The following is a 23,381-nucleotide window of genomic DNA, read 5'->3' as shown; positions in this document are numbered from 1 at the left end:
AAATGGTTGAAGATGAATGTTATACATATATCGATGTATTACACGATTTTTACGATGCATTATTTTATCCGAGAGTGAATGAATTATTTGACCCAATAAAGGCTCTAGTCGATAAATTATATGATGAAGGTAAATTAGACGATTTTTATGAATACTATAAAGATAATTTACGTGAAGAAAATAGTGTAAGGTATTTTTCTGTTTTTACAACATATTTTAAAAATAGAGATATATTGGGTCAGTTGATTTATAGGGCTAGAATTAATAATTCGGAAGTTGATGATTTAATGGTAGGATCTAAGGATTTCGATAATATTAAGTTGTTTTATGGTGAAACATATGAGTCATTAACATCAAATTTCACTGTTTTAGCTTGTTTAAATAACTTGGAAAGTGGTCGTAAATACGATGAATTCAAGACTCTTACTCTTCCTAAATACATTAAGGATTTGGAGAAATCAAAGAAAGACAGACCAATGAAAGACAATCCAAGATTCTCAAGATTTAGCGAGTTTCTTGATTCTAGTCTAAGGAATGGATCGCATCATGCGTCAATTTGGAGGAAGGGTGAAGTTATAATGTACCGCAGTGGTGGCGCAGGAGCAGAAAGAAGCATGTCGTATAGCAAATATCTATATATGTGCAATGTACTAACTGTCTCTATTGCTGCATTGCATATGGTGGAACTTCATCTTGTGAGTAAATATAGTTTAAATTAGATTTTTATGATCAGCTGAAAAATAGATTAGTTTTTCATCTGCCCCAAATGTATTGTTGTATCCAAAATAGTGCATGTAGTCTGACTTAAAAAGGAGTTTTTATGATTTTGGAAAAGGGTAAAAAAAACGCAATTTTACATTTTGATGAATCTGGTTTTACGGGTAATAATCTCCTTCATGAGCAACAAAATATATTTTGTTATGCCTCAATTGAATGTCCACATCAAGAGGCTCAGGATTTTGTCGAGTACATAATCAAGAAATACAAAATTCAAAACGGAGAAATAAAAGGTAGTAAATTATTAAAAGGTGTAAAGGGGAAAAGAGCAGTTGACGAAATAATTCAACATTTTAAAGGCAGATTTAAAGTTTCTACCTCAGATAAAAAATATGCACTGGCAGGCAAGTTTTTTGAATATATATTTGAGCCAGCTATTCAGAGCGTAAGTTCTATATTTTACAAAATCAATTTTCATCGTTTTATAAGTAACATGCTTCATTTGGAATTAAGTGTTCGTGGGGCCATGGCTGAGCAGATATTTGAGGACTTCGAAAAACTGATGAGAACTGGAGATTTTGAGGGTCTTAAAGCTCTTTTTTCAGCATCTAAAAATGAAGGTATATCTCCAATTCTGGAGCAAATATGTGATTTTGCTATACATAACAAAGAAGCGGTAGTGAGAGAGCTGGATGGTTATGTTGGTAGTGGTGCAGGAAAATGGGTACTAGATTTAACAAATACAGCGCTTTTTGGTCTACTGGCTGCATGGGGTCAAGAATACGATCAATTGACAGCTTATTGCGATCAATCAAAGCCATTAAGTGAAGATCAAGAAATTTTTAATGTCATGATCAACCGAGAAGATAAGAAGTATTCGCACGTTGCGGCCATAGATAGTCCTATTACCTTTAACCTAAAAGAGCCACTTAACTTAGTAGATTCAAAAAATGTTCATGGAGTTCAACTGGCTGATGCAGTAGCTAGTGCATTTGCCTATGTATGTGACAACGAAAATCAAGACGAATACGCAAAGAAATGGAGAGGCATGATTGAGGGGCATGTTATCTTTGGCAGTATATTCCAAGACTATGATCATCTTGATTTAAGTAAATTAGAAGTGCAGAGAAATGTAGTGTTGCTTCACGAGCTAACTGAACGAAGTAAAAATGGTCAAAGCTTAACTGAAGATATTGGAGAGTACATTCAGTTCATTACTATGGCTCTTAGAGAGAATCCTCTTGAGCTGCATAAATAGCAAGGCTGCTGTCTAACAATTTTCATCTACTTCTCAAAGTTGCTGCAAACCGCGGCGATATTTGAGATTTCCCCCATTGACCCGCCCCCAATCTTGATCTAGTATTTCTATTGCACTGGCAAAATCCAGTGCCGGGATTCGAACCCCGTTTTCACAGCGGCCTAAAACACGCAGAGCGTGTTTTTTTGTGGCCGAGATTTGCCTGTTATGGTGGGTCTTTGTTGGGCAACCTTCGGGTTGGCCGTTCCTGTGGCGGTAGTTCGAACCCGATTTAGATCCACCACCTTACTGAGATTCGAACCTCACGAGGTGGTCAACTTCATACACAGGAGGCCAAACATGGCTACGGATATTATCTCAAGCATTGACGCACCCGTTGTACAAATCACCAACGATCAAATCACCACGACTTCGACCGACCTCGCCAAATGCTTTGGCAAACGTCATGCAGATGTATTACGTCGAGTAGAAAACCTTGGTTGCAGTGCAGAATTTAGCGAACGCAATTTTACGTTGGCTGAATACAAAGATGAACAAGACAAGACTCGACCCATGTATCGCATCACCCGCGACGGCTTCGTCTTCTTGGCCATGGGCTTCACCGGCACCAAAGCAGCCCAATTCAAAGAAGCCTACATCAACGCCTTCAACCAAATGGAAAAACAGCTCAACGAGCAAAAACAACTCCCCGCCAGCACAGAAAACACCGCGGTGGCCGAAGCCGACAAATACCAACTGCTCAACAGCATCGTCAAATCCATGAAACTGGACAGCGACCCCGTCGTCGTTCCATCAAAAGAACTCATCGACCTAATCCAAGCCGTCCGCATGTACCAACAGCAAATAGCACGACTACAAACACCAGACTGGGTAAACGACAACATCACCCGCGTCAAAGACTACGCCCAACGCAACTTTGTAGACTTCTAAGCGACAGGCAACTAAAGCTCACTAAGTGGGCTTTAGTTGTTGTTTTTCATAGGGTAAAGGGATAGGTTTGATGAAAAAGTAATCATCGAAATATCATTAAAGGAGTAAAGAATCTATGCTTTGTATCATCTGCCGACTTGAGAAAGATGACATGAGTGATGAACATGTTATACCTGATTCTTTAAATGGTTATTACCATATATATAACGTTTGCAAGGCTTGCAATTCATCAATGGGAGAAAAAATCGATGCTCCTTTAATTAATCACCAACTCACAAAATTATACCGATCAGAGCAAGAAATAGCAGGTAAGACTGGGAAAATACCTAATCCATTCTCAGGTGTTTTTTATAGTGAAGATAATCCTGATAATAAAGCTAGAGTGGATAGAAATAAGGATGGAAACTATGAAGTTGTTTATCATCCAAGAATAGACGTTGAGTTTGATGCTGATGGTGGAATTGAAAGAATTGAAATAGAAGTGATCTCAAAAAATGAAAGTGAAATTGATGACCTGTTGCAAAAAGTATTAAGTCGTAATCATATTTCTAGAAATGCTATTTTTGATAGTGAGCGGAGGCGTGAAGAGAGGAATGGTAAAATTGTTACAAGGTGGGAAATTGACACCTTGAAATTTAAAATAGGGCTACTCAAAATTGCCTATGAGTTTGCCGTAGATTTAATTCCAGAATATTTTCTGGACCCAGAGGCTATTAAAATATCAGAGATTCTTAAGAATGCCGATTACTTTAATGTTGAGGGATTCGTAAAAATAGGATCTGGTTTTGAGCAAGAAATCTTTAAACCGTTTATTGATTATCTTAACTTAGATAGCAATAATCACTACATAGTTTTGTTTCCTTCGAATCTTGGACTTGTGTGTTTTATTAAGCTCCATAAGCTTTTTACAATAGGTGTTGTCTTATCAAGTAAGCGTTTTATAGATATTTCTGAGACTATAGTGGGTGTGAATGATTGTAACAAAAAGATCTTTAAAAAATATCTATTGCCCGAGCTTATGCTTGAATGTTTGGGTCCCAATTATACTAGACTTGGTTATAGTTTTGATAACGATAAAGATAGAGCTAAAGGGCAAATGGAGATAGACTTGCCAGAATATCGCTATGAAGGTGGAGACAAAATAGAGCTTGTTCCGTTATATAAGAAAAATGGTGAAAAGCATCCGTTCTTTCTTGATGAGCTAATACACAAGAGTGAATTTGATTGGCGTAAAAATGGAAGCTGGTTGATTACTAATTACTTTTTTCCAAACTCAATTGAATATTATGTAAAGTCTGTAGGGACAGGGAATTTATACAAAGTTGTAGCATTTGAAAATAGTGTAGAACTAATTAAAAAAGTATAAGAGGTTTTCGAGTTTGGGGTCAGGTGAAAAATAGCGACTCATCGCGGGCTTCTTTGTTTTCCAACATGATTTACTGTGGTGTCACAAAGCTATCAATGGCTTTACTAAGTTCAATGATGTCTTTGGCTTTTGTGAGCTGTGCTTGGACTTGAGGTTCATTGACGGGAATGTCTAGTTTGTAATCCGCCAGCGTCCGTTCTTCTTTCGCTTGCTGTAAAAGCATGGCTAAGAGCTTAAGTTGGTTGTTCTGGTCTAGGTTGTATGTTCTTCCAGCTTGTTTAAAGGTGTTGATAACGGTTTGGTGAACACCAGATTTTTTATCCGGTTTTGGCAGTTTAGACGCTATGGGTTTACAGGTGTTGTAAGCGGCGTAGTAGGCTTTGTGTAGGCTGGTTCTTAAGTACTGATTCTTATATTCTGAGTTTGATTGTGCTTGTAAAGCGTGCTCCGCAAAGAGCATCAAATCATTAATATCCGCATCCATGTGGTGCTTTCCTTAGTAAATGCTAGTGATAAAATGGTCAAAGGCTTTGTCTGAAATATCGCTTTCTGCCAATAGTTTCAATAGACCTATGTTCATTGAGTGGATTTGCTCAGAAGTTAAATCGTCTTGGACCTGGTATCGAGTAGAAATCCAGCTTTCACCTTCATCATCTTCCATTATGTCCCGTGAAACTATGTAATTATCGATTCTGTGGGAATTAAAGTATGTATTAACAATGGTGAAATAGTGCTCAGTTTCTTCTTGCGTTATGCCATGTTCAATCAGGTAGAGTTCTAGAGATTCCATTACGGGCAAATGGGCGTCTAACTTAGGAATGTTGAGCTTTGAGTATGTTCTCATGAGTTTTACATCCTCTGAAAATAAGCCAATTGCTCTATTAAACATGCTTAATAACCAGATTACGGTCATAGTTGGAGTACTTGATTCTAAATATGTTTCTAGTACTTTAATTGCTTTTTTTGTGTGACCTATTAAGTTCAGCCGAGCTGCATAGTTAACAACCGGAGTTTGGCCACTTATATAATTAAGCGATTTAATATGTTCTTCAGTCATTTTCTTTTCATTACCAAGAGCAGCTTGATGAAACATCATTGCACTATGACTTAAGCCTTTAGAGAGCTTGCTCAAGTCGTCAATCTTGACTCGTATGTCCCGCTCAATACGTGCTTTTTCAAATTCACTTAGAGCGCTAAATGGCCCCAGCTGATAATAAAATCGCTGACATTGAACCATTAAATCATCCATGAGAGCGTTTGCTGCTAATTCGGGCTGTGCCATTGTTCTTCCTGAGTTGTTTGTTTTCTAACCATCGATAATAGTTCGATACTAACAAATATGGGTGCGCCCATGCCATAGCCAGCAACAAAAAATCTAACCCAAGCCCATCCCTGATGGGCTTTTTCGTTTCTGTCCTTCCATTTTTATCTAAGGAGTAATCATGCGTCAGATGATGTCGCTCGGTGGTTTTGTGTTTTCGCTCAGCGAAGGCACACCATACGAGGGTTTGCAGCGCACTAGCGACGGCGGTTGGGTCGCGGTAGCGCGATACGGTCAAAAGCCCATGAGCCAAAACACGGGCCAACAGTTGGAAAATATCACCGTCACAGGCACGTGGTTTCAAAGCGATGGCATGGCGAATCTCAACGCTTTACGTGCCTTACAAAACCAGCGAGCGCCCTTGGTGCTGGCCGATGGCTACGGCAACAACTTAGGCCAATGGACGATCAAACGCTTGCAAGAGAAGCAAGACAAGATCATCGACGACGGCACCGCCTTCGTCCTCGGATTCACCCTAGAGCTACAAGAGTACGCCAATGACAACAATACGTAGCCGCGACGGCGACACCATATCCAACATTCTGTGGATCGCCCTAAAACGCAACGACGACGAAGCGGAAGAAGCCTTGTTCGAACTCAACCCCGGTTTAGAAACCTACGGGCCAGTGCTTCCCGCTGGCGTCATAATTAACATCCCCACCTTGTCAGAAAAAGCAGCCGAGACGGTAACCAATATATGGGACTAAACAACCAATCCAACTATTTACCAAGAGTCAGCGTGAGCGGAGCAGGCGAACGCATCATCAATAATCGCCTGACCTCGTGGGAGCGCATCGACGCCGCAGGCACACAAAGCGACCAACTCACTTTGCACATCGACACCACAGGGCAAACAGGCTTGCCGAAAGAGGGCGCGGTGCTCACATGGCAAGAAGGCTACGGCGACAACCTGATCGACAAAGGCCAGTTCAAGATTACCCGCATCGTGCCCACACTGTTTCCGCCCAGCGTCACCATCGTTGCCACCGCCGCGCCGTTTCAAGTAGACGACAAGACCGGCTTTAAAGAGCGCCGCACCCGCACCTTCGAAAACGTCAGTCTTGCCGATCTGTTCCGCCACGTCGTCACGCCTCACGGATTCAGCCCACGGGTGGCCAAAGAGTTTGAAAGTGTCGTCCTCGAGCACATGGACCAAACCGACGAAACCGACAGCGCCTTTTTAACCCGCCTCGCACAGGAACGGGACGCCATCGCCAAACCCGTCAACGACCTGTACGTTCTCGCCAAACGGGGCCAAGTGAACACCATCACAGGGCAAGCCATCCCGCCCGTCGTCGTCGGCGTACCCAGCCAAAACACACCGAACGATGGCCAATTCATCAACGCCCAACTCGACCGACCTAGCCGAAGCGCCATCACCGGCGTCAAAGCCAACTGGACAAACAGCAACACAGGGGAAGAACACACAGTACAAGTCGGCACCGCACCGTATAAGAAACTACGCCAAAGCTACGACAACCCAACCACCGCCCAACAAGCCTGCCAAGACGACCTCATCAAAAGCCAACGCCAAGGCACCAGCGTCACACTCGACTTACCAGGCAACCCCAAACTCGTCGCAGAAGGCATCCTCACCCTAAACGACACCTTCCCACCCGAAATGAAAGGCAACTGGTCCATCGACAAAGTCACCGCACGAGGCGACAGCAAAGCAGGGTACAGGTGTTCTGTAGTGGCGAGTGAAGTGGTTTGAATTTTGGGAGATTAAAAATTGCGTGCGTTTTGTACTGGTAGTAAATGAGAAAGTCTTTTAATATCAATGGATAAGGGTTTATAGCCTAGAAAGAAGAGGCTGTAGATAAATGTGTAAACGCGCATGCTCGTTTTCCTAGTTTTTAACTTTGTGAATAGTCACATAAAACTTTTATTATTCAATTATTTATAAGGTTTTTTTTGGGGGGGGGAATTGTCTAAACGCGCATGCGCACTATTAAAATGTTATGTTTTTAATCAGGAACCGATATCTGAATTTTTTTTAGTTTAATTTGTAAATATTTTTTAGTTTGTAGAAGATCATTGATTTTACTGTCCACTTTATCAAGCTGTATTTTAAATATATCAATTTTGTCCTGATTACTGATCTCTTCATTTTCCCAAGGAACAATTAGGTTAACTATTTCTTGCAGTGGCATTCCGAGTGATTTTGCATGTTTGATAAGTTCAATCCGTGCGATAGAGCTGTCAGGATAATCAAAATATCCATTGAGTAATCGGCTAGGTTGTAATAGTCCAATTTTTTCGTAATGGCGGATAGTATCTTTTGTTAATCCTGTCTTTTCCATTAATTCATGTTTTAACACATTTTACCTTATTTTTTGTGTTGACTATGGGCTATACACCATAGTTTAGAATGGCCTTTCTAATCAACTAGAAAGGTGGTCAAATGTTAAAAATTTTTAAAAAACTTATGATAACAGTTATAATTATTGTTCCGGCAACAGATGTTTGGGCTGTTAGTAATGACCAAAACAGATGCTTTCCAGAGTCTCTGAAAATGTTAACTGAGTTACCAATGCCAAAAGATCAGGAATATCTGATAACAGTCAGCGAAAGAATATTCACACCTACATCAGTAAATGAAGTGTATCGAAAATTTGAAGCGTTGCCGCTCAATCAATTAATGACCGAAACAGAAGGAGTCTCAGGTGTTAATTTCACTTATGCAATCATAGGTGAGCAATACCTAGTGAAGGGTGATAAAAGAGCCGTTTGTTTAATGGATGGTTATGGTGCAATTGAAGAATTACAGGAGAATACTCGTCCACATCGCTTTGCTTATAGAGTTTGGAATTTTTCATTGCCGGAAGCTGAAAGCATTTCCTACGGTGATGGCGAGTTTTTATTTAAGCCATTAGAAAGCGGTACTGAAATAATCTGGAATTATAAGTTTGCATTAAAAAAAGATGAATTCCCGGGGAATCTTGGTGGCTTAGGGCGGTGGTTATTTAAGAAATCTTTTGCCGAATCAACTTGGAAAAAATATATGCATCAAGCTTTGAGTAATTTAAAAAAAGTTGTTGATTCATAAGTGGTTCATATGCAAACATAACAAGTTAATCAACTGGACGTATTACGGTTGTCATCGTTTTTGCAAAAGAAAAATCCGCAAAAACAATACCAACCTACACGCCAGTTATTAAGGCGCTAACTCTTCCTACCCCCTAAACCAGCCAAGGTTTGCTTTCCCCATTGACCCCGCTCGTATCTTGATCTAGTATTTCACTTGCACTGGCAAAATCCAGTGTCGGGAATACCACCCCGTTTGTTACCGTAGCGGCCTAAAACACGCACCGCGTGTTTTTTTGTGGCCGGAGTCCGCCTGTTATGGTGGGTCTTTGTTGGGCCAGCTTCGGCTGGGTCGTTCCTACGGGCGGCAGTGGTATCCTGATTTAGATCCACCACCCTTTGAGAATACCACCTCAGAGAGTGGTCAAAATTTTGACCGTAGGAGGCCATAGATGGCTATGCAACTTATTACACTTCATACTCGCTCTATCAACGAGCAAACCCTCGATACCGTAAACGCCCGTGAACTTCATTCCTTTCTTGAAGTAGGCCGCGATTTTAACACTTGGATTAATGCTCGTATTAAACGATATGGCTTTGAAGAAGGTGTGGATTACACTGTTATTTCCCAGTCCCCCAAACGGGGGAGCGGGAATCGCGGCGTAACAAAAGAGTATTTCCTCACCCTAGACATGGCCAAAGAACTCGCCATGGTCGAACGCAACGAGAAGGGCAAACAAGCCCGCCGCTACTTCATCGACTGCGAAAAACAACTCCACGAACAAAAACACCTTCCCATCACCACGCCCAACAAGGCAATCCTCGAAACCGACAAATACCAACTTCTCAACAACATCGTCAAATCCATGCAACTCGACAGCGACCCCGTCGTCGTTCCATCAAAAGAACTAGTCGACCTAATCCAAGCCGTCCGCATGTACCAAACCCAAATCGCCCAACTCCGCACACCAGACTGGGTAAACGACAACATCACCCGCGTCAAAGACTACGCACAACGCAACTTTGTAGACTTCTAAACGACAGGCACAAAAAAGCCCACAAAAGTGGGCTTTATATTATCTAAATTAATCTATTGGGTAGGGATCCTGCTTAATGCTTTTATCACTTGCTCGTTGGAAGCTTCACGAAGCAACATGCTTCCTAGCATTGGTTTTCTTCATTCCGTGAAGTCCATTTCTGTGTAGTATAGATAATGTGAGCTTACATATAAAAGTTGCGAATAGGAGGGTTTAAATCTAGTGGAGTGCTAAAAAAATGCTAAAAATATTTTTAGGTGTAGGTATCTTATTGAATTTCATTGATATTTTTTTCAGTTTGGCCAATCCATCATGGGTGCGATAGAGAATCGACGATCAAGTGTATTGCTTGTGTTTAAAGGCTTTGAGCTGTTTTCTATGACTTTTTCGTCTGTCATTAATTTGGTCTTTTATAATCGAAAATAGATGTTTTTGATGGCTTAGTGCTAAAGAAGGGCTGAATTATTATTTTCAGCACTTGAGTGTCAATGCACTTGTTTATCTGATGTGGCGATTATGTCATAAAATTACATGAATTCTAATAGATGGTGATCGTTACTTTGGAAAGAAGAAGAGAAAACACTGCTCAATCAAGGTATCAACTCAGCTTTGATGCTTGTTATTTAATGGTTTTTTAGCCGTGATTACGATTTATCAAAAAGGAATTACTGTTTTTTAGAATGGTTTTAGGTCTCGTGGTGCCACTTTGGCGACATGTTGATTGCTTTATTTTTTGGTGCCATAATGGCACCGATCAATAATTTTGTTGAATTGAAAATTGTAAAATTAAACAAAAGACTGGAAATACAAGCAGTCATGGAGAAAGAGTATGCTTATTTCTCAAACTAAGGAAAATGTGCGGCTCGTTGCTAGAGCGCCAAAAGATGTTCAAGAGATTATTATTAATGCCGCCGAATTGTCCGGAGCTTCAATGTCTCAGTTTATGGTTGATGCTGCTTTAGAGAAGGCAAAAGAAGTGGTAGAACGAAATAGGCTACTAATGTTGTCGATGGAAGGGGCTAACCGATTTTTTGAAGCGTTAGACAATCCACCAGAAATTCAACATCTTGATGATGCTCACCAAGCGCTAAAGGATTATGAAAGTGGCGATAAAACCTTTAAGCGAAAGCCATAATCGAAAGCACTTTGATTGTGGTAATAAGCGAATCAATAAATTCGTAAAAGAGTCTGCGAACAGTGCTGCAAAACGAAACCTATCTAGGACGTTTGTTCTAGAAGGGAGGGATGAAACAGACATAGCGGGCTTTTACTCGCTCAGTAATATTGAGGTCAAAGTACCTGTTCCTCATAAACTGTACAAGAAATACCCCAACCCATTGCCAGGTGTGACACTAGCCAGAATGGGAGTAGATGAAGGCTACCAAGGGCAGGGTATCGCCAAAATTATGATAGTCGATGCCATGCGACGAACATTGCGAATAAACGAGAACATGGGCGTCGTTGGGCTGTTTGTTGATGCTAAAGACAATGATCTCGTTACATTTTACCAGAATCGCGGCTTCATCTTCCTTCAGAAGGAAGAACACACCTCCAAACTTTGGATGCCGATCGACTCTATTGTGACATTCTTCAAAGATCGAAAATAACTTATTAAGGCCGCAGTCTATCTCAGGTCGCTGCCTTAACTATTCTTTATCAAAAGCCAACCTAACCGACACCTACCCACCCGAAATGAAAGGCAACTGGTCCATCGACAAAGTCACCGTACGTGATGACAGCAAAGCAGGGTATCGGTGTAATGTGGTCGTTAGTGATTTAATTTAACTCTGACTCCAATTATTGTGGTTGCGGATCACCAAATTAGTGACTCAGATTTAGGCAGTCATATGGATAGAGCATATGAAATTGCAGAGCTATTTGAGATAGGCAAGATTTAACAAGCAAAAGCAGCATCGCCACTTCAAGGCTGGACGCGCTAACGCGCGCCGCTGCTTTGGACGTAAGCTGTATAGAGAGAATATATGGATACCGTAAGAGAATATCAGGCTAGAAGAGCTGTATTTATTAAAATTATTCCAACTAGTTTTTTTGTTTTCTTTGTTTGTAGTCTAGTTTCATTATTCACTGACAATGAAAAACCTCTAATATTTGTGGTTGCTTTTCTCGCTATCATTATGGCTATAGGCGCCCAGTTAACTTTAAATAAATGTCCCTCTTGTGATAAATCACAATTCGGCACAATAACTATTAAAGGCAAATTAATCAGAACGAATAGCTGGGCTCTTAATCCCTACTCCTGCCCTTGGTGCAAAACGAAATTGAGATAAGAGCTCAAAAGGATAACCAGCCTTCAAACCCAGTTAAGAATTTGGGGGCAGATAAAAAATAGCACTGAACCTTCATTGATCCCAAATAACTACGCCAAAGCTACGACAACACAACCAGCGCCCAACAAGCCTGCCAAGACGACCTCATCAAAAGCCAACGCCAAGGCACCAGCGTCACACTCGACGCTCTTATTGACTAGGTACGGGCAACCCAACTCGTCGCAGAAGGCATCCTCACCCTAAACAACACCTTCTCACCCGAAATGAAAGGCAACTGGTCCATCGAACAAAGTCACTGCACGAGGAGATAGCAAAACAGGGTATCGGTGTTCGGTAGTGGCGAGAGAGGTTGTTTGAGGGGGGATTATGTGTGCATAACAGTTTATTTTTGAAATGATCTCTTTTTTGAGCGTTAGCCATTTAAAAAATTGCGCTGTACGTTTTTTATACTATTATTGAATGGGGGCGTTATTTAGTATCAATCGATAATAATACCCGCATCAGAAATGGCAGTTGTTAGGGACCCCAGCGAACAAAAAATGACATATTTTTTAGTTAATAGCTAAAAGGAAAGTGAATAATATGGAAACTCCAATTGAATATGATGAAATAACTTTACACGAAGAAGAACTCAATTATCTTCCCGATGATGTAATTGAAAACTCACTGCCTTTGTCATTTTATGGAGAGGCAACTTTAGTTGATTTTTATCGTCCAGGCAGAGGAAGTTGTTCGAGTGTGGCAATCCGTACACGAGTTAATATTAATCTAACAGTTCTAGATGAACTTAAAGGTATTTTGAACGTTCGGTATTTCACATACGACTCGCTAGGAAATATTTCTGACACTTCTAGTACGACAATCGAATCGCAGGTCTTGTTAAGGCCAAATAAACCTATAGTAGTAACTGCTCAGCAAAGTTCTGACTATTTCAAGTTTTATTATGCACATTTGAACTATCAGACCGCTAATATAAAAATATACTGCCATGACAAATATACAATTCGTAGTAATGGTAAGGTATGTCATAAGGCCTTTACTTCTTCCACGCTTAAGTTAAGTCTACAGCAGATCTCATTTGTAACCAGCACTAACCCCCAAGACTTTACAATAGAGTGAAAAATTGGACTAAGTAAGAAGTGAGTACATGAGATTAGACCCTTGATTCATAAAAATTACTTAATAGTGACAGATAACCTTTAGCACTTTTGGTTTGGTAGGATTTAGTAATTACGTGGTAATACTTGTGCAGTGATCGATTAGCTGCACTTTAGCAAGGCTTTAATAATAGAATAATTTGGGGCGTAGTAAAATTGAATTTTGGGCCAGATGAAAAATAGCACCTAGTTTTCATCTATTCTAAAAAGGTCAACGAGCAAAACCAACCACAGACAACTTAGCGCTAGCGGAAACAGACAGCTATTCCCTCCAAGGAAGGCAACTGCTCAACAACATCGTCAAATCCATGCAGATACAAAGCGACCCAGTCGTCGTTCCATCCAAAGAACTTATCGACCTAATCCAAGCCGTCCGCACTTTCCTAACAAAAAAAGCAACAGCAAATAGCACGACTAGCTTTTTAATTCAGGTAAGCAGACTGGGTAAACGACAACATCACCCGCGTCAAAGACTACGCCCAACGCAACTTTGTAGACTTCTAAGCCGCAAGCAACTAAAGCCTGCTTAAGTGGGCTTTAGGTTTGAACTTATGAAGTAAAAAAGATAACTTAAATGAACGGGTAAGATGGAGCTTAAGTTTTGCCATCGTTGTATGCGCGTTTTAATCATATAAACAGTTATACAGACCGAGACGGTCAAGGAGCGAAAAATGGCAAAATGGGCAGATTATCTTATTTCAGCGGTAAGTTATAATTCAAAGCATACACATATCGATCAAGTAATGGCACATTTGGATTCAGGCGATACTGTTGGAGAAGGAAAAATATACAACCGTTCGAAAGTTGTTGAACTTATCAATGATGGCAAAACCTTTTGTACAATCGTTAAAAATAGTGAAGGAAGATGGAATAAGGGTCAGAAGGTTTTTATCATAAATGTAAATGGTGTCAGTTATATAAAAACAGTCGATAACGGTACTGAAGCGGATAACCTTGAAAACCTACCAGAATTTTAGTTTTAGAATAAAGTGAAAAGTTGTTATTAGTATTTATCTATTAACTAATGCTTAAAAGCCCACGATTGTGGGCTTTTTGTTATCGTCCGATCTGGCTTAGTGCGGTGTCACAAAACCATCAATGGCTTTACTGAGTTCTATGATGTCTTTTGCTTTTGTGAGCTGCGCTTGGACTTGAGGTTCATTAACGGGAATGTCTAGTTTGTAATCCGCCAGCGTCCGTTCTTCTTTCGCTTGCTGTAAAAGCATGGCTAAGAGCTTAAGTTGGTTGTTCTGGTCTAGATTGTATGTTCTTCCCGCTTGTTTAAAGGTGTTGATAACGGTTTGATGAACACCACATTTTCTTTCAGGCTTTGGAAGTTTGGATGCAATGGGTTTACAGGTGTTATAAGCAGCGTAGTAGGCTTTGTGTAGGCTGGTTCTTAAGTACTGATTCTTATGTTCTGAGTTTGTTTGTGCTTGTAAGGCGTGCTCCGCAAAGAGCATCAAATCATTAATATCCGCATCCATGTGGTAGTTTCCTTAGTAAATACTGGTCACAAAATGGTCAGAGGTTTTGTCTGAAATATCGCTCTCAGCTAATAGTTTCAATAGACCTAAGTTTATTGAGTGGATTTGATCAGAAGTTAAATCCTCTTCAATTTTGAATCGAGTTGAAATCCAGCTTTCACCTTCATCATCTTCTAAAATACCACGTGACGAGCTGAATTTATTGATGCGCTGAGAATAAAAGTAGTTATTTACAAGAGTAAAATAGTGCTCGGTTTCTTCTTGCGTAATGTCATGCTCTGCAAGGTATTGCTTAAGTTCGAGCGCTTTAGGCAAGTTAGAATCTATCCTTGGAACCTTTAGTTTAGAGTAAGTTTTCATCAGTTTTACATCCTCCGAGAACATTCCTATTGCTCTATATATATTTTTTAATAATAAAATCACATCTACAGAAGGTGGGTTTGAACTAAGATAGTTTTCTAATACATCAATGGCTTCTTTAACATTGCCAAGCCTGTGAAGGCTGTTCGCGTAGTTGATATGAACACCACTATTATCAAGATACTTAAGTGTATTGAGGTATTCTTTTTTGACTTCTTTGATATTACCTAGTGCAACTTGTAAGTACATCATAGCTGCATGGCTAAAGCCTTTAGATAGTTTGCTCAAGTCGTCAATTTTGACTCGTATGTCCCGCTCAATACGTGCTTTTTCAAATTCACTAAGTGCACTTAATGGCCCCATTTGATAATAAAAATCAAGACATTTAGGCATCAGTTCATCCATGAGGGCGTTTGCTGCTAATTCGGGCTGTGCCATTGTTCTTCCTGAGTTGTTTGTTTTCTAACCATTGATAATAGTCCGATACTAACAAATATGGGGGCGCCCATACCATAGCCAGTGACAAAAAATCTAACCCAAGCCCATCCCTGATGGGCTTTTTCGTTTCTGTCCTTCCATTTTTATCTAAGGAGTAATCATGCGTCAGATGATGTCGCTCGGTGGTTTTGTGTTTTCGCTCAGCGAAGGCACGCCATACGAGGGTTTGATATGCATCAATAACGCTGATTTAAAGTGCCATTTCAATGATGGCATTTTTAGTGTTTTACCCACATAATATTTTTACTATTAAAAGGAGCAAGTAGCAGTATGAATGATATTTTAAAGCGTTCTATCGTTAGTATGGCTGTCATTGGGTGTGGTAATACGATGGTTTTCGCGGAATCCGATAACAGCTCTGAATCAAACTGGGAAGGTTTCTATGCCGGTTTGTCTTTAGGCATCTTGTCTGGTTCAGCTAGCCCTGATACAGCAATTGAACATGCTGGGTATTTTACATCGAATTCATCAGGTTCAGATAAAGAACAGATTAACCCTATTTTGCAGCGTAAAGTGGAAGACAGCAGCGTGGTGGGTTCATTACTACTGGGATATAACATTCGATCAGGTCATCTTGTTTATGGTGTTGAGGCGGATCTTACTGGCCCAACGTCTGCAATGTCAGAAACAGCTTCTAATATAGCCTACGATACTGCGCCAAGCTCGACGTTCACAACGAAAACAACGGTCGAAACAGACTTTTCTTTGAGTATTCGACCTAAAATCGGTTACATAAATGGCGATTTCTTACTTTATGTTTCTGCTGGCCCAACAATAGGACGCTTCAAGACAACACATCGTTATACAGACACCTACGTATCTGGTATAGATTATCTATTTACAGATGAACAAACTTCAGTAGGGCTTTCTGTCAGTATTGGTGCTGACTACGCTATTTCCGATAGCTGGATGGTTCGTGGTGATTATGTCTACAGTAATTACTCAGATATTCTCGACGGGGATGGGGATATAGATAAGGATGGTGCTACTGACGACATTCATTATGACTCAAGTTTTGTTTCGCAAAACGTTCGCTTCTCAGTAATTAAGCAGTTTTAACGGCTTCTAAAAGCGTAAAAATGGTTCACAGCGTCAGATAAAAGACACTCTTTAACCACTTCAAAACCAAACACCCCCAAGCTCATCCCTGATGGGCTTTTTCGTTTCTGTCCTTCCATTTTTATCTAAGGAGTAATCATGCGTCAGATGATGTCGCTCGGTGGTTTTGTCTTCTCGCTTAGTGAAGGCACGCCATACGAGGGTTTGCAGCGCACTAGCGACGGCGGTTGGGTCGCGGTGGCGCGATACGGTCAAAAGCCGATGAGCCAAAACACGGGCCAACAGTTGGAAAACATCACCGTCACAGGGACGTGGTTTCAAGGCGATGGTATGGCGAACCTTAACGCTTTACGCGCCTTACAAAACCAGCGAGCGCCCTTGGTGCTGGCCGATGGCTACGGCAACAATTTAGGCCAATGGACGATCAAACGCTTGCAAGAGAAGCAAGACAAGATCATCGACGACGGCACCGCCTTCGTCCTCGGATTCACCCTAGAGCTAGAAGAGTACGCCAATGACAACAATACGTAGCCGCGACGGCGACACCATATCCAACATTCTGTGGATCGCCCTAAAACGCAACGACGACGAAGCGGAAGAAGCCTTGTTTGAACTCAACCCCGGTTTAGAAACCTACGGGCCAGTGCTTCCCGCTGGCGTCATAATTAACATCCCCACCTTGTCAGAAAAAGCAGCCGAGACGGTAACCAATATATGGGACTAAACAACCAATCCAACTATTTACCAAGCGTCCACGTGAGCGGAGCAGGCGAGCGTATCATTAACAACCGCCTAACCTCGTGGGAGCGCATCGACGCCGCCGGCACGCAAAGCGACCAACTCACCTTGCACATCGACACCACAGGGCAAACAGGCTTGCCGAAAGAGGGCGCCGTGCTCACGTGGCAAGAAGGCTACGGCGACAACCTGATCGACAAAGGTCAGTTTAAAATCACCCGCATCGTGCCGACATTGTTTCCGCCCAGCGTGACGATCGTTGCCACCGCCGCACCGTTTCAGGTAGACGACAAGACCGGCTTTAAAGAGCGCCGCACACGCACCTTCGAAAACGTCAGCCTTGCCGATCTGTTCCGCCAAGTCGTCACAACCCACGGATTCAGCCCACGCGTGGCCAAAGAATTTGAAAGCGTCCTCCTCGAGCACATGGACCAAACCGACGAAACCGACAGCGCCTTCTTAACCCGCATCGCACGGGAACGGGACGCCATCGCCAAACCTGTCAACGACCTGTACGTCCTCGCCAAACGGGGCCAAGTAAACACCATCACAGGGCAAGCCATCCCGCCCGTCGTCGTCGGCTTACCCAGCCAAAACACACCGAGCTATGGCCAATTCATCAACGCCCAACTCGACCGACCCAGCCGAAGCGCCATCACAGGCGTCAAAGCCAACTGGACAAACAACAACACAGGGGAAGAACACACCGTACAAGTCGGCACCGCACCGTACAAAAAACTACGCCAAAGCTACGACAACCCAACCAGCGCCCAACAAGCCTGCCAAGACGACCTCATCAAAAGCCAGCGCCAAGGCACCAGCGTCACACTCGACTTACCAGGCAACCCCAAACTCGTCGCAGAAGGCATCCTCACCCTAAACGACACCTTCCCACCCGAAATGAAAGGCAACTGGAGCATAGACAAAGTCACCGCACGCGGCGACAGCAAAGCAGGGTATCGGTGTAGTGTTGTGGCTAGTGAAGTGGTTTGAGGGATTTTAATTGGCAGACGATTGGGAAGTGTTTAGTATCAAGGAATATGGGTTTATAGCCGATAAATAAAAGGCTGTAGATAAGAGTCTAAACGCGCATGCGCACTATTAAACAGTTATGACTAAATAAGGATATATATGCATTCGAAGCAAGTAGTACAAAATATTTTAGAGAAACATGGCTTTCATTTAGATAATGAGAGCAATGTTGGCGATAGCTATAAAATGGATCTTGATAACGAATGGAACATATCTGCTTTTTGTTCATTTGTCGGTAATGTTTTTAAGAATAATATTGATAAACAATCTTATGAATATATTCGCGTTAGTTTATTTGATTGTATTGGTACAGAGTACAATTTTAAAAATTCAGTATCTTTAGATAAAAATATTGATCAAGTTGTAGCAACTCTTGAAAGTCATTCAAATAATGACGACATACTAAAATGTGAAAAATGTAAATCTCGGTATGTTCAACCTAAAAAACCTCACTCAGGTAAAAAATGGAAACCATTTTTATCTTGTAGTGGCATGATGATTGTTGGGCGTGGGCAAAGTAAAGGAGTGATATGTGATGGAACTTCCAAAAAGCTTCCAGCTGTGGTTGTAGTTTAGTCATTGGAATTTGGGATCAGATGAAAAATAGATTAGTTTTTCATCTGATCCCAATGACCTAAATACATTGCCTTGAAAGCGGATCGGGTCATGGAGCTTGAAGGGCGAGTATTGCCTAATACTCAGGATTCGAGTAGAAAGAGTCATACTGTCATAAAAAATAAACGTAAATCCCGCCTGAAATTTGGGAATCTCCCTTAGCAAGGGAGAAAGAATACTGCGATATTAACAGGGACGTCGCCAATCTTTAAAAAGCAAATCCCCTATAGATAACGCGGCCGTTCAACAGACGGTTATAACCATGGCTTCGCCACCGTATAACCGCTTAGTAGTTATACCTCATGGAGAAAGATTAGCAAATGAACGCAACTAACACCGTCGCAACTAGACTCCCTGTTTGGGCGTTAACCCTTATCGCATTAATTATTGTCGTCTATATTGGTGTACTGGGTGGGGTAGCCATTTGGAGTGAGCGGGATGTAAAGTTCTGGCCACCGGAAATTGGCAAGGGGCCTAAATCAATGCTTATTTCAGAACTAAAAGAAGCTAGGTCAGATCTTCAGCGAATCAAGTTAGGAGCAGAGTCGGAGATTAGTGTCCTTAATACTCGCTTAAATGATGCTAGAACAAATCAATCGAAAACCCGTGATGGCAAAATATTCGAATCGATGGAGTGGGAAGATCAAGCCAAAGCTATTGAAAAAGATATTCTCCGATATGAAGAGAAAATCATCAAAAAAATAGATATTTTCAATAGCTATATAAGAGATCTAGAGGGCGAACTTAAGGGACTTTAGGTATAACAAGGCCATTAAAAGGACGCAAAACACTTGGCTTGCGCTCCTTCGTCGCAAAGTTTAGCCAAGTATTTCCCGCCTCTTATGGCGGCGTTATATTTTTAAGGAAGAAATGTGAATACTTTGGGCATTAGAGTAAAACCTTGTTCGGTTATTATTGCAGTTTACGATTTCGACAATAGCCTAATTATTAATGTTGAAGATATTAAAATCCCTAAAGCGCTACCAACTCCGGAAGCCTTGAAGTATGTAAGAAATTCAGTTTTGGATATTCTTAGAGAGTTTAATATCGAAAAGGCAGCCTTGAGGATTGTAGAAAGTAACTCTCAAACATTAAACATACGGCGAATTGAAATTGAAGGGGTGATTCAAGAAGCTTTTGCAAGCAGTCGTTTGTCTGCATATTTCTGTGGCCAAATATCTACAATAGCGGCGAAGCTTAATATGAAAAGGGCAGATTTTAAATTGTTCGTCGAAGGCGAAAAAAATTTCGAACCCATAGAAAACTGGAGTGATCACAACAAAGAGGAGAAGGAAGCTATTCTTTCCGCTTTAGGAGCTGTCCATGCTTAATACTACAAGAACAGCAGAGTTAAGTTTTCATATCGAGAAAGAAATTGGCCACGAAGGAAAGAATTCAACCGTGTTTACGGCTACAGATCTACAGTTGGGCGCCGAAATTGTAGTTAAAAAGATGCTTAAATCAGATTTTTCCAATATCGATGAATATTTTACAGAATCTAGTTTGTTGCATCTAAGCAGTCATCCAAATGTCGTTCCGATTTATTACGCTTGCCAAGACGAAGATCATATTTTTCTTGCCATGCCGCACTTTAAACATGGATCTCTTAAGAAGAAAATGAGAGAGTCTTCCCCTAGCGTCAGAGATGTTGTCATCTGGTCTACTCAAGTACTTAGTGGTTTGCATAATATACATTCTAAAAGGCTAATTCACTTTGATGTGAAGCCAGATAATATATTATTTTCAGATAGAGGCGAGGCGCTTTTGTCTGACTTTGGGCTAACTAAGCAAACCTCGTACAGCGGTATTGCTGGGCAAGATAGAATATATGGCAACATGGTTCCTCCCGAGGCTTTTAGTACATCGGACTTTAATAATCAATTCGACATATATCAATTTGGGCTTACTCTTCATAGAATGTGCGCAGGAGACGCTACTTTTTATGCTGAGTATGCTACTTTTATAGAGGGTGGGGTATTAAACCGCTTAAATTTTAGACATGCCGTGGTAAATGGGCAGTTTCCAAATCAAAGCAGCTATCCAGAGCATATACCTCAAGCATTAATAAATACTATAAAAAAGTGCCTAGCTATAGATTTAGGCTGTAGATATTCTTCTGCAATAGACGTAGTAAATGACTTGGCCAGCATAGATGGTGAACTCCTTGATTGGAGGTTATCTAATGAGGGTGGGAATAGGACGTGGATCAAGCAAGCCACAGATGGACGACAATTTGAGCTAACTGTTGACTCAAATGGAGCCTCTCAGGCGAGAAAAACATCGGTGGCGGGAAACACTCAAAGAGTGACTGATTATTGTAAGCCCCAGTTAAATAGATCGGAAATAAAGCGCTTCCTTAGGAGGTACTAGCTATGTTGAAAATTACAAATAAAAGAGAGAGTTATCAGAGTCGCGCTAAAAATGCGACCAGTGTTAAACACTCTCACAAGAAAAGTGAAGATATCCGAAAATCTCGTGAAGACTACAAAGTTGATTGCAATGGTTACTTTGTTTGGAATTCCGGAGACAAGTTAAAAAAAATATAACAAAGCAAACCAGCATCAGTCGCTGCGCTCCTTGGACAGCCTTGCCGTCGCTTTTTTTATGCATGGCTTCGCCATTTTCGCACAAAAAAATCAACAACAAGTCTGCCGCTGTTTGCGGCGTTAACTCTTCCCACCCCCTCGAACCAGCCAAGGTTTGTTTTCTTCATTGACCCCTGCCCAATCTTGATCTAGTATTTCTCTTGCACTGGCAAAATCCAGTGCCGGGATTCGAACCCCGTTTATACCGTAGCGGCCTAAAACACGCACCGCGTGTTTTTTTGTGGCCGGAGTCCGCCTGTTATGGTGGGTCTTTGTTGGGCAACCTTCGGGTTGGCCGTTCCTACGGGCGGTAGTTCGAACCTGATTTAGACCCACCACCTTATTGAGTTTCGAACCTCACGAGGTGGTCAAAACATTGACCGTAGGAGGCCAAGTATGGCTATGCAACTGATTCCGCTTCACACTCGCTCTATCAACGAGCAAACCCTCGATACTGTAAACGCCCGTGAACTTCACACCTTTCTTGAACTAGGCCGCGATTTCTCCAATTGGATAAAAGCTCGCATTGCTCAATATGGCTTTGAAGAGGGCGAAGATTTCATGATTATTTCCCGCTCGCCAAAATTGGCGAGCGGGAATCGTGGCGCAACAAAAGAGTATTTCATCACCCTAGACATGGCAAAAGAACTGGCCATGGTCGAACGCAACGAGAAGGGCAAACAAGCCCGCCGCTACTTCATCGACTGCGAAAAACAACTCCACGAGCAAAAACAACTTCCCGCCACCACGCCCAACTCGGCACTCCTCGAAACCAGCTTCCAAGAAACAGAAAAATACCAACTCCTCAACGACATGGTCAAAGCCATGAAACTGGAAAGCAACCCCGTCGTCATCCCCTCTAAAGAACTCGTCGACCTAATCCAAGCCGTCCGCATTTTCCTAACCAAAAAAAAGCAACAGCAAATCGCCCAACTAACTCTCTCACTCAGACAAGCAGGCTGGGTAAACGACAACATCACCCGCGTCAAAAACTTAGCTTAATGTAATTTTGTTGATTTCTAAACCGAGGGCGTTTTAAATCAACAAAAGCAAAGCCCGCCGATGTGGGCTTTTTATTGATTGTTGATGCGCACCGCGCTAGACTTATTTTATGATCAAATCATTCAAACACAAGGGCCTTAAGAAATACTTCGAAACAGGAAGTGTTTCCGGTATTCAAGCAAAGCATCAGCGTAAAATACGTATGCAACTTGCTGCGGTCGATACCGCCCAAGAGATTGATGATATCAATTTACCCGGTTTTAACTTGCACCCTTTAAAGGGAAGTCGAGATGGGGTTTGGTCTATTACCGTGAATGGGAATTGGCGTATTACTTTCGAATTTGTTGATGGTAACGCTTACATTCTCAACTATGAGGACTATCACTAATGAATATGCACAACCCTCCGCACCCAGGTGAATTTATTTACGATGTTTATCTTGAGCCTGCGGGTTTTAGTTGCCGCTTTTTAGCCAAGCAATTGGATGTCGCATCGTCCACGCTAAGCCGTGTATTGAAAGGGCAGAGCGCTGTGTCGCCTGAAATGGCACTGCGTTTGTCTAAAGCGCTTGGCAGAACACCAGAGAGTTGGTTGGCCATGCAAGATGCCTATGATCTTTGGCAGGCTAAGCAACATCTAAATTTAGCAAATGTTCACCCTGTCAATTTTGCATCGGCCTAGACCATTATGCCAAATCAAGTTTTTTGACTGGTCTAATGGTCTACCTCCTAATCTAAATATCGCCTTTCTTTAATACCGCTTTTAGCTCATCTTGTCGCTGTTCTAATTGTTCCATGAATGTCTCTCTGACGCTGTTTTTCTTCATTCCGTAAAGTCTATTTTTTTATAGTATAGATAATGTGGATTTGTATATAAAAGGCGTGAAAAGGAGAGTTTAAATTTT

At 41.6% G+C, this 23,381-nt stretch carries 32 protein-coding genes; 27 read left to right on the top strand and 5 right to left on the bottom strand.

All coding sequences use genetic code 11. The features are described from left to right. The first annotated feature begins 2 nt into the window (after positions 1–2). The 4 genes from AC0L3Y_RS15560 (at position 3) to AC0L3Y_RS15545 (ending at position 4,271) form a co-directional block, all read left to right on the top strand. The gene (locus tag AC0L3Y_RS15560; RefSeq protein ID WP_473465937.1) at positions 3–719 is read left to right on the top strand and encodes a hypothetical protein; all 717 of its coding nucleotides are present in this window, start codon (positions 3–5) and stop codon (positions 717–719) included. 101 nt (positions 720–820) lie between these two features. Next, a complete protein-coding gene (locus AC0L3Y_RS15555) occupies positions 821–1,975 on the top strand; it encodes a DUF3800 domain-containing protein (RefSeq protein ID WP_473465934.1) in 1,155 nt (384 codons plus the stop codon). A gap of 339 nt (positions 1,976–2,314) precedes the next feature. Next, positions 2,315–2,905, top strand: coding sequence for a Rha family transcriptional regulator (locus AC0L3Y_RS15550; RefSeq protein ID WP_473465931.1), 591 nt, complete (start codon positions 2,315–2,317; stop codon positions 2,903–2,905). A gap of 115 nt (positions 2,906–3,020) precedes the next feature. After that, on the top strand, positions 3,021–4,271 hold the full coding sequence (locus tag AC0L3Y_RS15545; protein ID WP_473465928.1) for an HNH endonuclease: 1,251 nt from the start codon (positions 3,021–3,023) through the stop codon (positions 4,269–4,271). Positions 4,272–4,341: 70 nt separating this feature from the next. Here the strand turns inward: AC0L3Y_RS15545 and AC0L3Y_RS15540 are convergent, their stop codons facing one another. Together AC0L3Y_RS15540 and AC0L3Y_RS15535 are read right to left on the bottom strand one after the other, a co-directional pair. Continuing rightward, complete coding sequence (locus AC0L3Y_RS15540) at positions 4,342–4,755, bottom strand: hypothetical protein (protein WP_473465923.1); 414 nt, start codon at positions 4,753–4,755, stop codon at positions 4,342–4,344. A 12-nt stretch (positions 4,756–4,767) separates the two neighbouring features. Beyond that, a complete protein-coding gene (locus AC0L3Y_RS15535) occupies positions 4,768–5,553 on the bottom strand; it encodes a hypothetical protein (protein ID WP_473465920.1) in 786 nt (261 codons plus the stop codon). A gap of 160 nt (positions 5,554–5,713) precedes the next feature. Here AC0L3Y_RS15535 and AC0L3Y_RS15530 point away from each other — a divergent pair, with 160 nt between their 5' ends. From AC0L3Y_RS15530 to AC0L3Y_RS15520, 3 genes are read left to right on the top strand one after another with little or no spacing between them, the layout of a single operon-like run. Next, positions 5,714–6,106: a phage tail protein gene (locus tag AC0L3Y_RS15530; RefSeq protein WP_473465916.1), complete on the top strand. Its 393-nt coding sequence runs from the start codon at positions 5,714–5,716 to the stop codon at positions 6,104–6,106. Then, complete coding sequence (locus tag AC0L3Y_RS15525; protein WP_473465873.1) at positions 6,090–6,299, top strand: tail protein X; 210 nt, start codon at positions 6,090–6,092, stop codon at positions 6,297–6,299. Before AC0L3Y_RS15530 ends, AC0L3Y_RS15525 begins: the two co-directional genes overlap by 17 nt. Before the next feature lie 32 nt (positions 6,300–6,331). Further along, on the top strand, positions 6,332–7,306 hold the full coding sequence (locus AC0L3Y_RS15520; protein WP_473465911.1) for a contractile injection system protein, VgrG/Pvc8 family: 975 nt from the start codon (positions 6,332–6,334) through the stop codon (positions 7,304–7,306). A 253-nt stretch (positions 7,307–7,559) separates the two neighbouring features. On the opposite strand, the gene AC0L3Y_RS15515 is transcribed toward AC0L3Y_RS15520, so the two are convergent. Then, a complete protein-coding gene (locus AC0L3Y_RS15515; protein ID WP_473465908.1) occupies positions 7,560–7,913 on the bottom strand; it encodes a MerR family transcriptional regulator in 354 nt (117 codons plus the stop codon). 83 nt (positions 7,914–7,996) lie between these two features. Here AC0L3Y_RS15515 and AC0L3Y_RS15510 point away from each other — a divergent pair, with 83 nt between their 5' ends. From AC0L3Y_RS15510 to AC0L3Y_RS15480, 7 genes are all read left to right on the top strand, one after another. Then, positions 7,997–8,641, top strand: coding sequence for an SRPBCC family protein (locus AC0L3Y_RS15510; RefSeq protein ID WP_473465905.1), 645 nt, complete (start codon positions 7,997–7,999; stop codon positions 8,639–8,641). A gap of 430 nt (positions 8,642–9,071) precedes the next feature. Then, a complete protein-coding gene (locus AC0L3Y_RS15505; RefSeq protein WP_473465903.1) occupies positions 9,072–9,656 on the top strand; it encodes an antA/AntB antirepressor family protein in 585 nt (194 codons plus the stop codon). A gap of 829 nt (positions 9,657–10,485) precedes the next feature. Beyond that, positions 10,486–10,791 (top strand): type II toxin-antitoxin system TacA family antitoxin, encoded by a 306-nt coding sequence (locus AC0L3Y_RS15500; RefSeq protein WP_473465900.1) that lies wholly within the window; start codon positions 10,486–10,488, stop codon positions 10,789–10,791. Further along, positions 10,760–11,263, top strand: a complete 504-nt coding sequence (locus tag AC0L3Y_RS15495) for a GNAT family N-acetyltransferase (protein WP_473465897.1) — start codon at positions 10,760–10,762, stop codon at positions 11,261–11,263. Before AC0L3Y_RS15500 ends, AC0L3Y_RS15495 begins: the two co-directional genes overlap by 32 nt. A gap of 375 nt (positions 11,264–11,638) precedes the next feature. After that, positions 11,639–11,944: a hypothetical protein gene (locus AC0L3Y_RS15490; protein WP_473465894.1), complete on the top strand. Its 306-nt coding sequence runs from the start codon at positions 11,639–11,641 to the stop codon at positions 11,942–11,944. A 582-nt stretch (positions 11,945–12,526) separates the two neighbouring features. Continuing rightward, positions 12,527–13,063, top strand: a complete 537-nt coding sequence (locus AC0L3Y_RS15485) for a hypothetical protein (RefSeq protein ID WP_473465891.1) — start codon at positions 12,527–12,529, stop codon at positions 13,061–13,063. Positions 13,064–13,772: 709 nt separating this feature from the next. Next, positions 13,773–14,078 carry a DUF3892 domain-containing protein gene (locus AC0L3Y_RS15480; protein ID WP_473465888.1) on the top strand — a complete coding sequence of 102 codons (306 nt, stop codon included), beginning with the start codon at positions 13,773–13,775 and terminating at the stop codon, positions 14,076–14,078. A gap of 96 nt (positions 14,079–14,174) precedes the next feature. Here AC0L3Y_RS15480 and AC0L3Y_RS15475 read toward each other — a convergent pair whose 3' ends face one another. Continuing rightward, positions 14,175–14,588: a hypothetical protein gene (locus tag AC0L3Y_RS15475; protein ID WP_473465886.1), complete on the bottom strand. Its 414-nt coding sequence runs from the start codon at positions 14,586–14,588 to the stop codon at positions 14,175–14,177. A 12-nt stretch (positions 14,589–14,600) separates the two neighbouring features. After that, positions 14,601–15,386 carry a tetratricopeptide repeat protein gene (locus tag AC0L3Y_RS15470; RefSeq protein WP_473465884.1) on the bottom strand — a complete coding sequence of 262 codons (786 nt, stop codon included), beginning with the start codon at positions 15,384–15,386 and terminating at the stop codon, positions 14,601–14,603. Between the two features lie 160 nt (positions 15,387–15,546). Here AC0L3Y_RS15470 and AC0L3Y_RS15465 point away from each other — a divergent pair, with 160 nt between their 5' ends. From AC0L3Y_RS15465 to AC0L3Y_RS15405, 13 genes are all read left to right on the top strand, one after another. Beyond that, complete coding sequence (locus AC0L3Y_RS15465) at positions 15,547–15,684, top strand: hypothetical protein (protein ID WP_473465881.1); 138 nt, start codon at positions 15,547–15,549, stop codon at positions 15,682–15,684. A 32-nt stretch (positions 15,685–15,716) separates the two neighbouring features. Next, positions 15,717–16,505, top strand: coding sequence for an outer membrane protein (locus AC0L3Y_RS15460; RefSeq protein ID WP_473465877.1), 789 nt, complete (start codon positions 15,717–15,719; stop codon positions 16,503–16,505). A gap of 138 nt (positions 16,506–16,643) precedes the next feature. Then, positions 16,644–17,036, top strand: a complete 393-nt coding sequence (locus tag AC0L3Y_RS15455) for a phage tail protein (protein WP_112139140.1) — start codon at positions 16,644–16,646, stop codon at positions 17,034–17,036. Then, positions 17,020–17,229, top strand: a complete 210-nt coding sequence (locus AC0L3Y_RS15450) for a tail protein X (protein ID WP_473465873.1) — start codon at positions 17,020–17,022, stop codon at positions 17,227–17,229. Before AC0L3Y_RS15455 ends, AC0L3Y_RS15450 begins: the two co-directional genes overlap by 17 nt. A 32-nt stretch (positions 17,230–17,261) precedes the next feature. Beyond that, a complete protein-coding gene (locus tag AC0L3Y_RS15445) occupies positions 17,262–18,236 on the top strand; it encodes a contractile injection system protein, VgrG/Pvc8 family (RefSeq protein WP_473465870.1) in 975 nt (324 codons plus the stop codon). A gap of 138 nt (positions 18,237–18,374) precedes the next feature. After that, positions 18,375–18,851, top strand: coding sequence for a hypothetical protein (locus tag AC0L3Y_RS15440; RefSeq protein ID WP_473465867.1), 477 nt, complete (start codon positions 18,375–18,377; stop codon positions 18,849–18,851). Positions 18,852–19,210: 359 nt separating this feature from the next. Next, on the top strand, positions 19,211–19,648 hold the full coding sequence (locus tag AC0L3Y_RS15435) for a hypothetical protein (RefSeq protein ID WP_473465863.1): 438 nt from the start codon (positions 19,211–19,213) through the stop codon (positions 19,646–19,648). Positions 19,649–19,762: 114 nt separating this feature from the next. Next, on the top strand, positions 19,763–20,221 hold the full coding sequence (locus tag AC0L3Y_RS15430; RefSeq protein WP_473465861.1) for a RuvC family protein: 459 nt from the start codon (positions 19,763–19,765) through the stop codon (positions 20,219–20,221). Beyond that, entirely contained in the window at positions 20,214–21,260 is a 1,047-nt protein-coding gene (locus AC0L3Y_RS15425) for a serine/threonine-protein kinase (protein ID WP_473465857.1), read from the top strand. Before AC0L3Y_RS15430 ends, AC0L3Y_RS15425 begins: the two co-directional genes overlap by 8 nt. A 2-nt stretch (positions 21,261–21,262) precedes the next feature. After that, positions 21,263–21,436 carry a hypothetical protein gene (locus AC0L3Y_RS15420; RefSeq protein ID WP_473465852.1) on the top strand — a complete coding sequence of 58 codons (174 nt, stop codon included), beginning with the start codon at positions 21,263–21,265 and terminating at the stop codon, positions 21,434–21,436. Positions 21,437–21,871: 435 nt separating this feature from the next. Then, a complete protein-coding gene (locus AC0L3Y_RS15415) occupies positions 21,872–22,477 on the top strand; it encodes an antA/AntB antirepressor family protein (RefSeq protein ID WP_473465849.1) in 606 nt (201 codons plus the stop codon). Positions 22,478–22,586: 109 nt separating this feature from the next. Continuing rightward, positions 22,587–22,865, top strand: coding sequence for a type II toxin-antitoxin system RelE/ParE family toxin (locus AC0L3Y_RS15410; RefSeq protein WP_473465844.1), 279 nt, complete (start codon positions 22,587–22,589; stop codon positions 22,863–22,865). Further along, complete coding sequence (locus tag AC0L3Y_RS15405; RefSeq protein WP_473465841.1) at positions 22,865–23,158, top strand: HigA family addiction module antitoxin; 294 nt, start codon at positions 22,865–22,867, stop codon at positions 23,156–23,158. The genes AC0L3Y_RS15410 and AC0L3Y_RS15405 overlap by 1 nt, the downstream gene beginning before the upstream one ends. The last annotated feature ends 223 nt before the right edge of the window (positions 23,159–23,381 follow it).

The sequence above is a fragment of the Marinomonas sp. GJ51-14 genome, assembly GCF_055808695.1.
The sequence above is the reverse complement of the archived record's forward strand: the minus strand, read 5'-3'. Positions and strand labels throughout refer to the sequence as shown.

Bases quoted from the DNA above. Each gene is read 5' to 3' on its own strand.
- AC0L3Y_RS15505 (WP_473465903.1), top strand. From the start codon at position 9,072: ATGGCTATGCAACTTATTACACTTCATACTCGCTCTATCAACGAGCAA.
- AC0L3Y_RS15440 (WP_473465867.1), top strand. From the start codon at position 18,375: ATGCATTCGAAGCAAGTAGTACAAAATATTTTAGAGAAACATGGCTTT.
- AC0L3Y_RS15455 (WP_112139140.1), top strand. From the start codon at position 16,644: ATGCGTCAGATGATGTCGCTCGGTGGTTTTGTCTTCTCGCTTAGTGAA.
- AC0L3Y_RS15500 (WP_473465900.1), top strand. From the start codon at position 10,486: ATGCTTATTTCTCAAACTAAGGAAAATGTGCGGCTCGTTGCTAGAGCG.
- AC0L3Y_RS15460 (WP_473465877.1), top strand. From the start codon at position 15,717: ATGAATGATATTTTAAAGCGTTCTATCGTTAGTATGGCTGTCATTGGG.
- AC0L3Y_RS15415 (WP_473465849.1), top strand. From the start codon at position 21,872: ATGGCTATGCAACTGATTCCGCTTCACACTCGCTCTATCAACGAGCAA.
- AC0L3Y_RS15405 (WP_473465841.1), top strand. From the start codon at position 22,865: ATGAATATGCACAACCCTCCGCACCCAGGTGAATTTATTTACGATGTT.
- AC0L3Y_RS15540 (WP_473465923.1), bottom strand. From the start codon at position 4,755: ATGGATGCGGATATTAATGATTTGATGCTCTTTGCGGAGCACGCTTTA.
- AC0L3Y_RS15545 (WP_473465928.1), top strand. From the start codon at position 3,021: ATGCTTTGTATCATCTGCCGACTTGAGAAAGATGACATGAGTGATGAA.
- AC0L3Y_RS15475 (WP_473465886.1), bottom strand. From the start codon at position 14,588: ATGGATGCGGATATTAATGATTTGATGCTCTTTGCGGAGCACGCCTTA.
- AC0L3Y_RS15485 (WP_473465891.1), top strand. From the start codon at position 12,527: ATGGAAACTCCAATTGAATATGATGAAATAACTTTACACGAAGAAGAA.
- AC0L3Y_RS15480 (WP_473465888.1), top strand. From the start codon at position 13,773: ATGGCAAAATGGGCAGATTATCTTATTTCAGCGGTAAGTTATAATTCA.
- AC0L3Y_RS15525 (WP_473465873.1), top strand. From the start codon at position 6,090: ATGACAACAATACGTAGCCGCGACGGCGACACCATATCCAACATTCTG.
- AC0L3Y_RS15530 (WP_473465916.1), top strand. From the start codon at position 5,714: ATGCGTCAGATGATGTCGCTCGGTGGTTTTGTGTTTTCGCTCAGCGAA.
- AC0L3Y_RS15490 (WP_473465894.1), top strand. From the start codon at position 11,639: ATGGATACCGTAAGAGAATATCAGGCTAGAAGAGCTGTATTTATTAAA.
- AC0L3Y_RS15470 (WP_473465884.1), bottom strand. From the start codon at position 15,386: ATGGCACAGCCCGAATTAGCAGCAAACGCCCTCATGGATGAACTGATG.
- AC0L3Y_RS15420 (WP_473465852.1), top strand. From the start codon at position 21,263: ATGTTGAAAATTACAAATAAAAGAGAGAGTTATCAGAGTCGCGCTAAA.
- AC0L3Y_RS15535 (WP_473465920.1), bottom strand. From the start codon at position 5,553: ATGGCACAGCCCGAATTAGCAGCAAACGCTCTCATGGATGATTTAATG.
- AC0L3Y_RS15555 (WP_473465934.1), top strand. From the start codon at position 821: ATGATTTTGGAAAAGGGTAAAAAAAACGCAATTTTACATTTTGATGAA.
- AC0L3Y_RS15550 (WP_473465931.1), top strand. From the start codon at position 2,315: ATGGCTACGGATATTATCTCAAGCATTGACGCACCCGTTGTACAAATC.
- AC0L3Y_RS15435 (WP_473465863.1), top strand. From the start codon at position 19,211: ATGAACGCAACTAACACCGTCGCAACTAGACTCCCTGTTTGGGCGTTA.
- AC0L3Y_RS15450 (WP_473465873.1), top strand. From the start codon at position 17,020: ATGACAACAATACGTAGCCGCGACGGCGACACCATATCCAACATTCTG.
- AC0L3Y_RS15510 (WP_473465905.1), top strand. From the start codon at position 7,997: ATGTTAAAAATTTTTAAAAAACTTATGATAACAGTTATAATTATTGTT.
- AC0L3Y_RS15425 (WP_473465857.1), top strand. From the start codon at position 20,214: ATGCTTAATACTACAAGAACAGCAGAGTTAAGTTTTCATATCGAGAAA.
- AC0L3Y_RS15465 (WP_473465881.1), top strand. From the start codon at position 15,547: ATGCGTCAGATGATGTCGCTCGGTGGTTTTGTGTTTTCGCTCAGCGAA.
- AC0L3Y_RS15560 (WP_473465937.1), top strand. From the start codon at position 3: ATGGTTGAAGATGAATGTTATACATATATCGATGTATTACACGATTTT.
- AC0L3Y_RS15410 (WP_473465844.1), top strand. From the start codon at position 22,587: ATGATCAAATCATTCAAACACAAGGGCCTTAAGAAATACTTCGAAACA.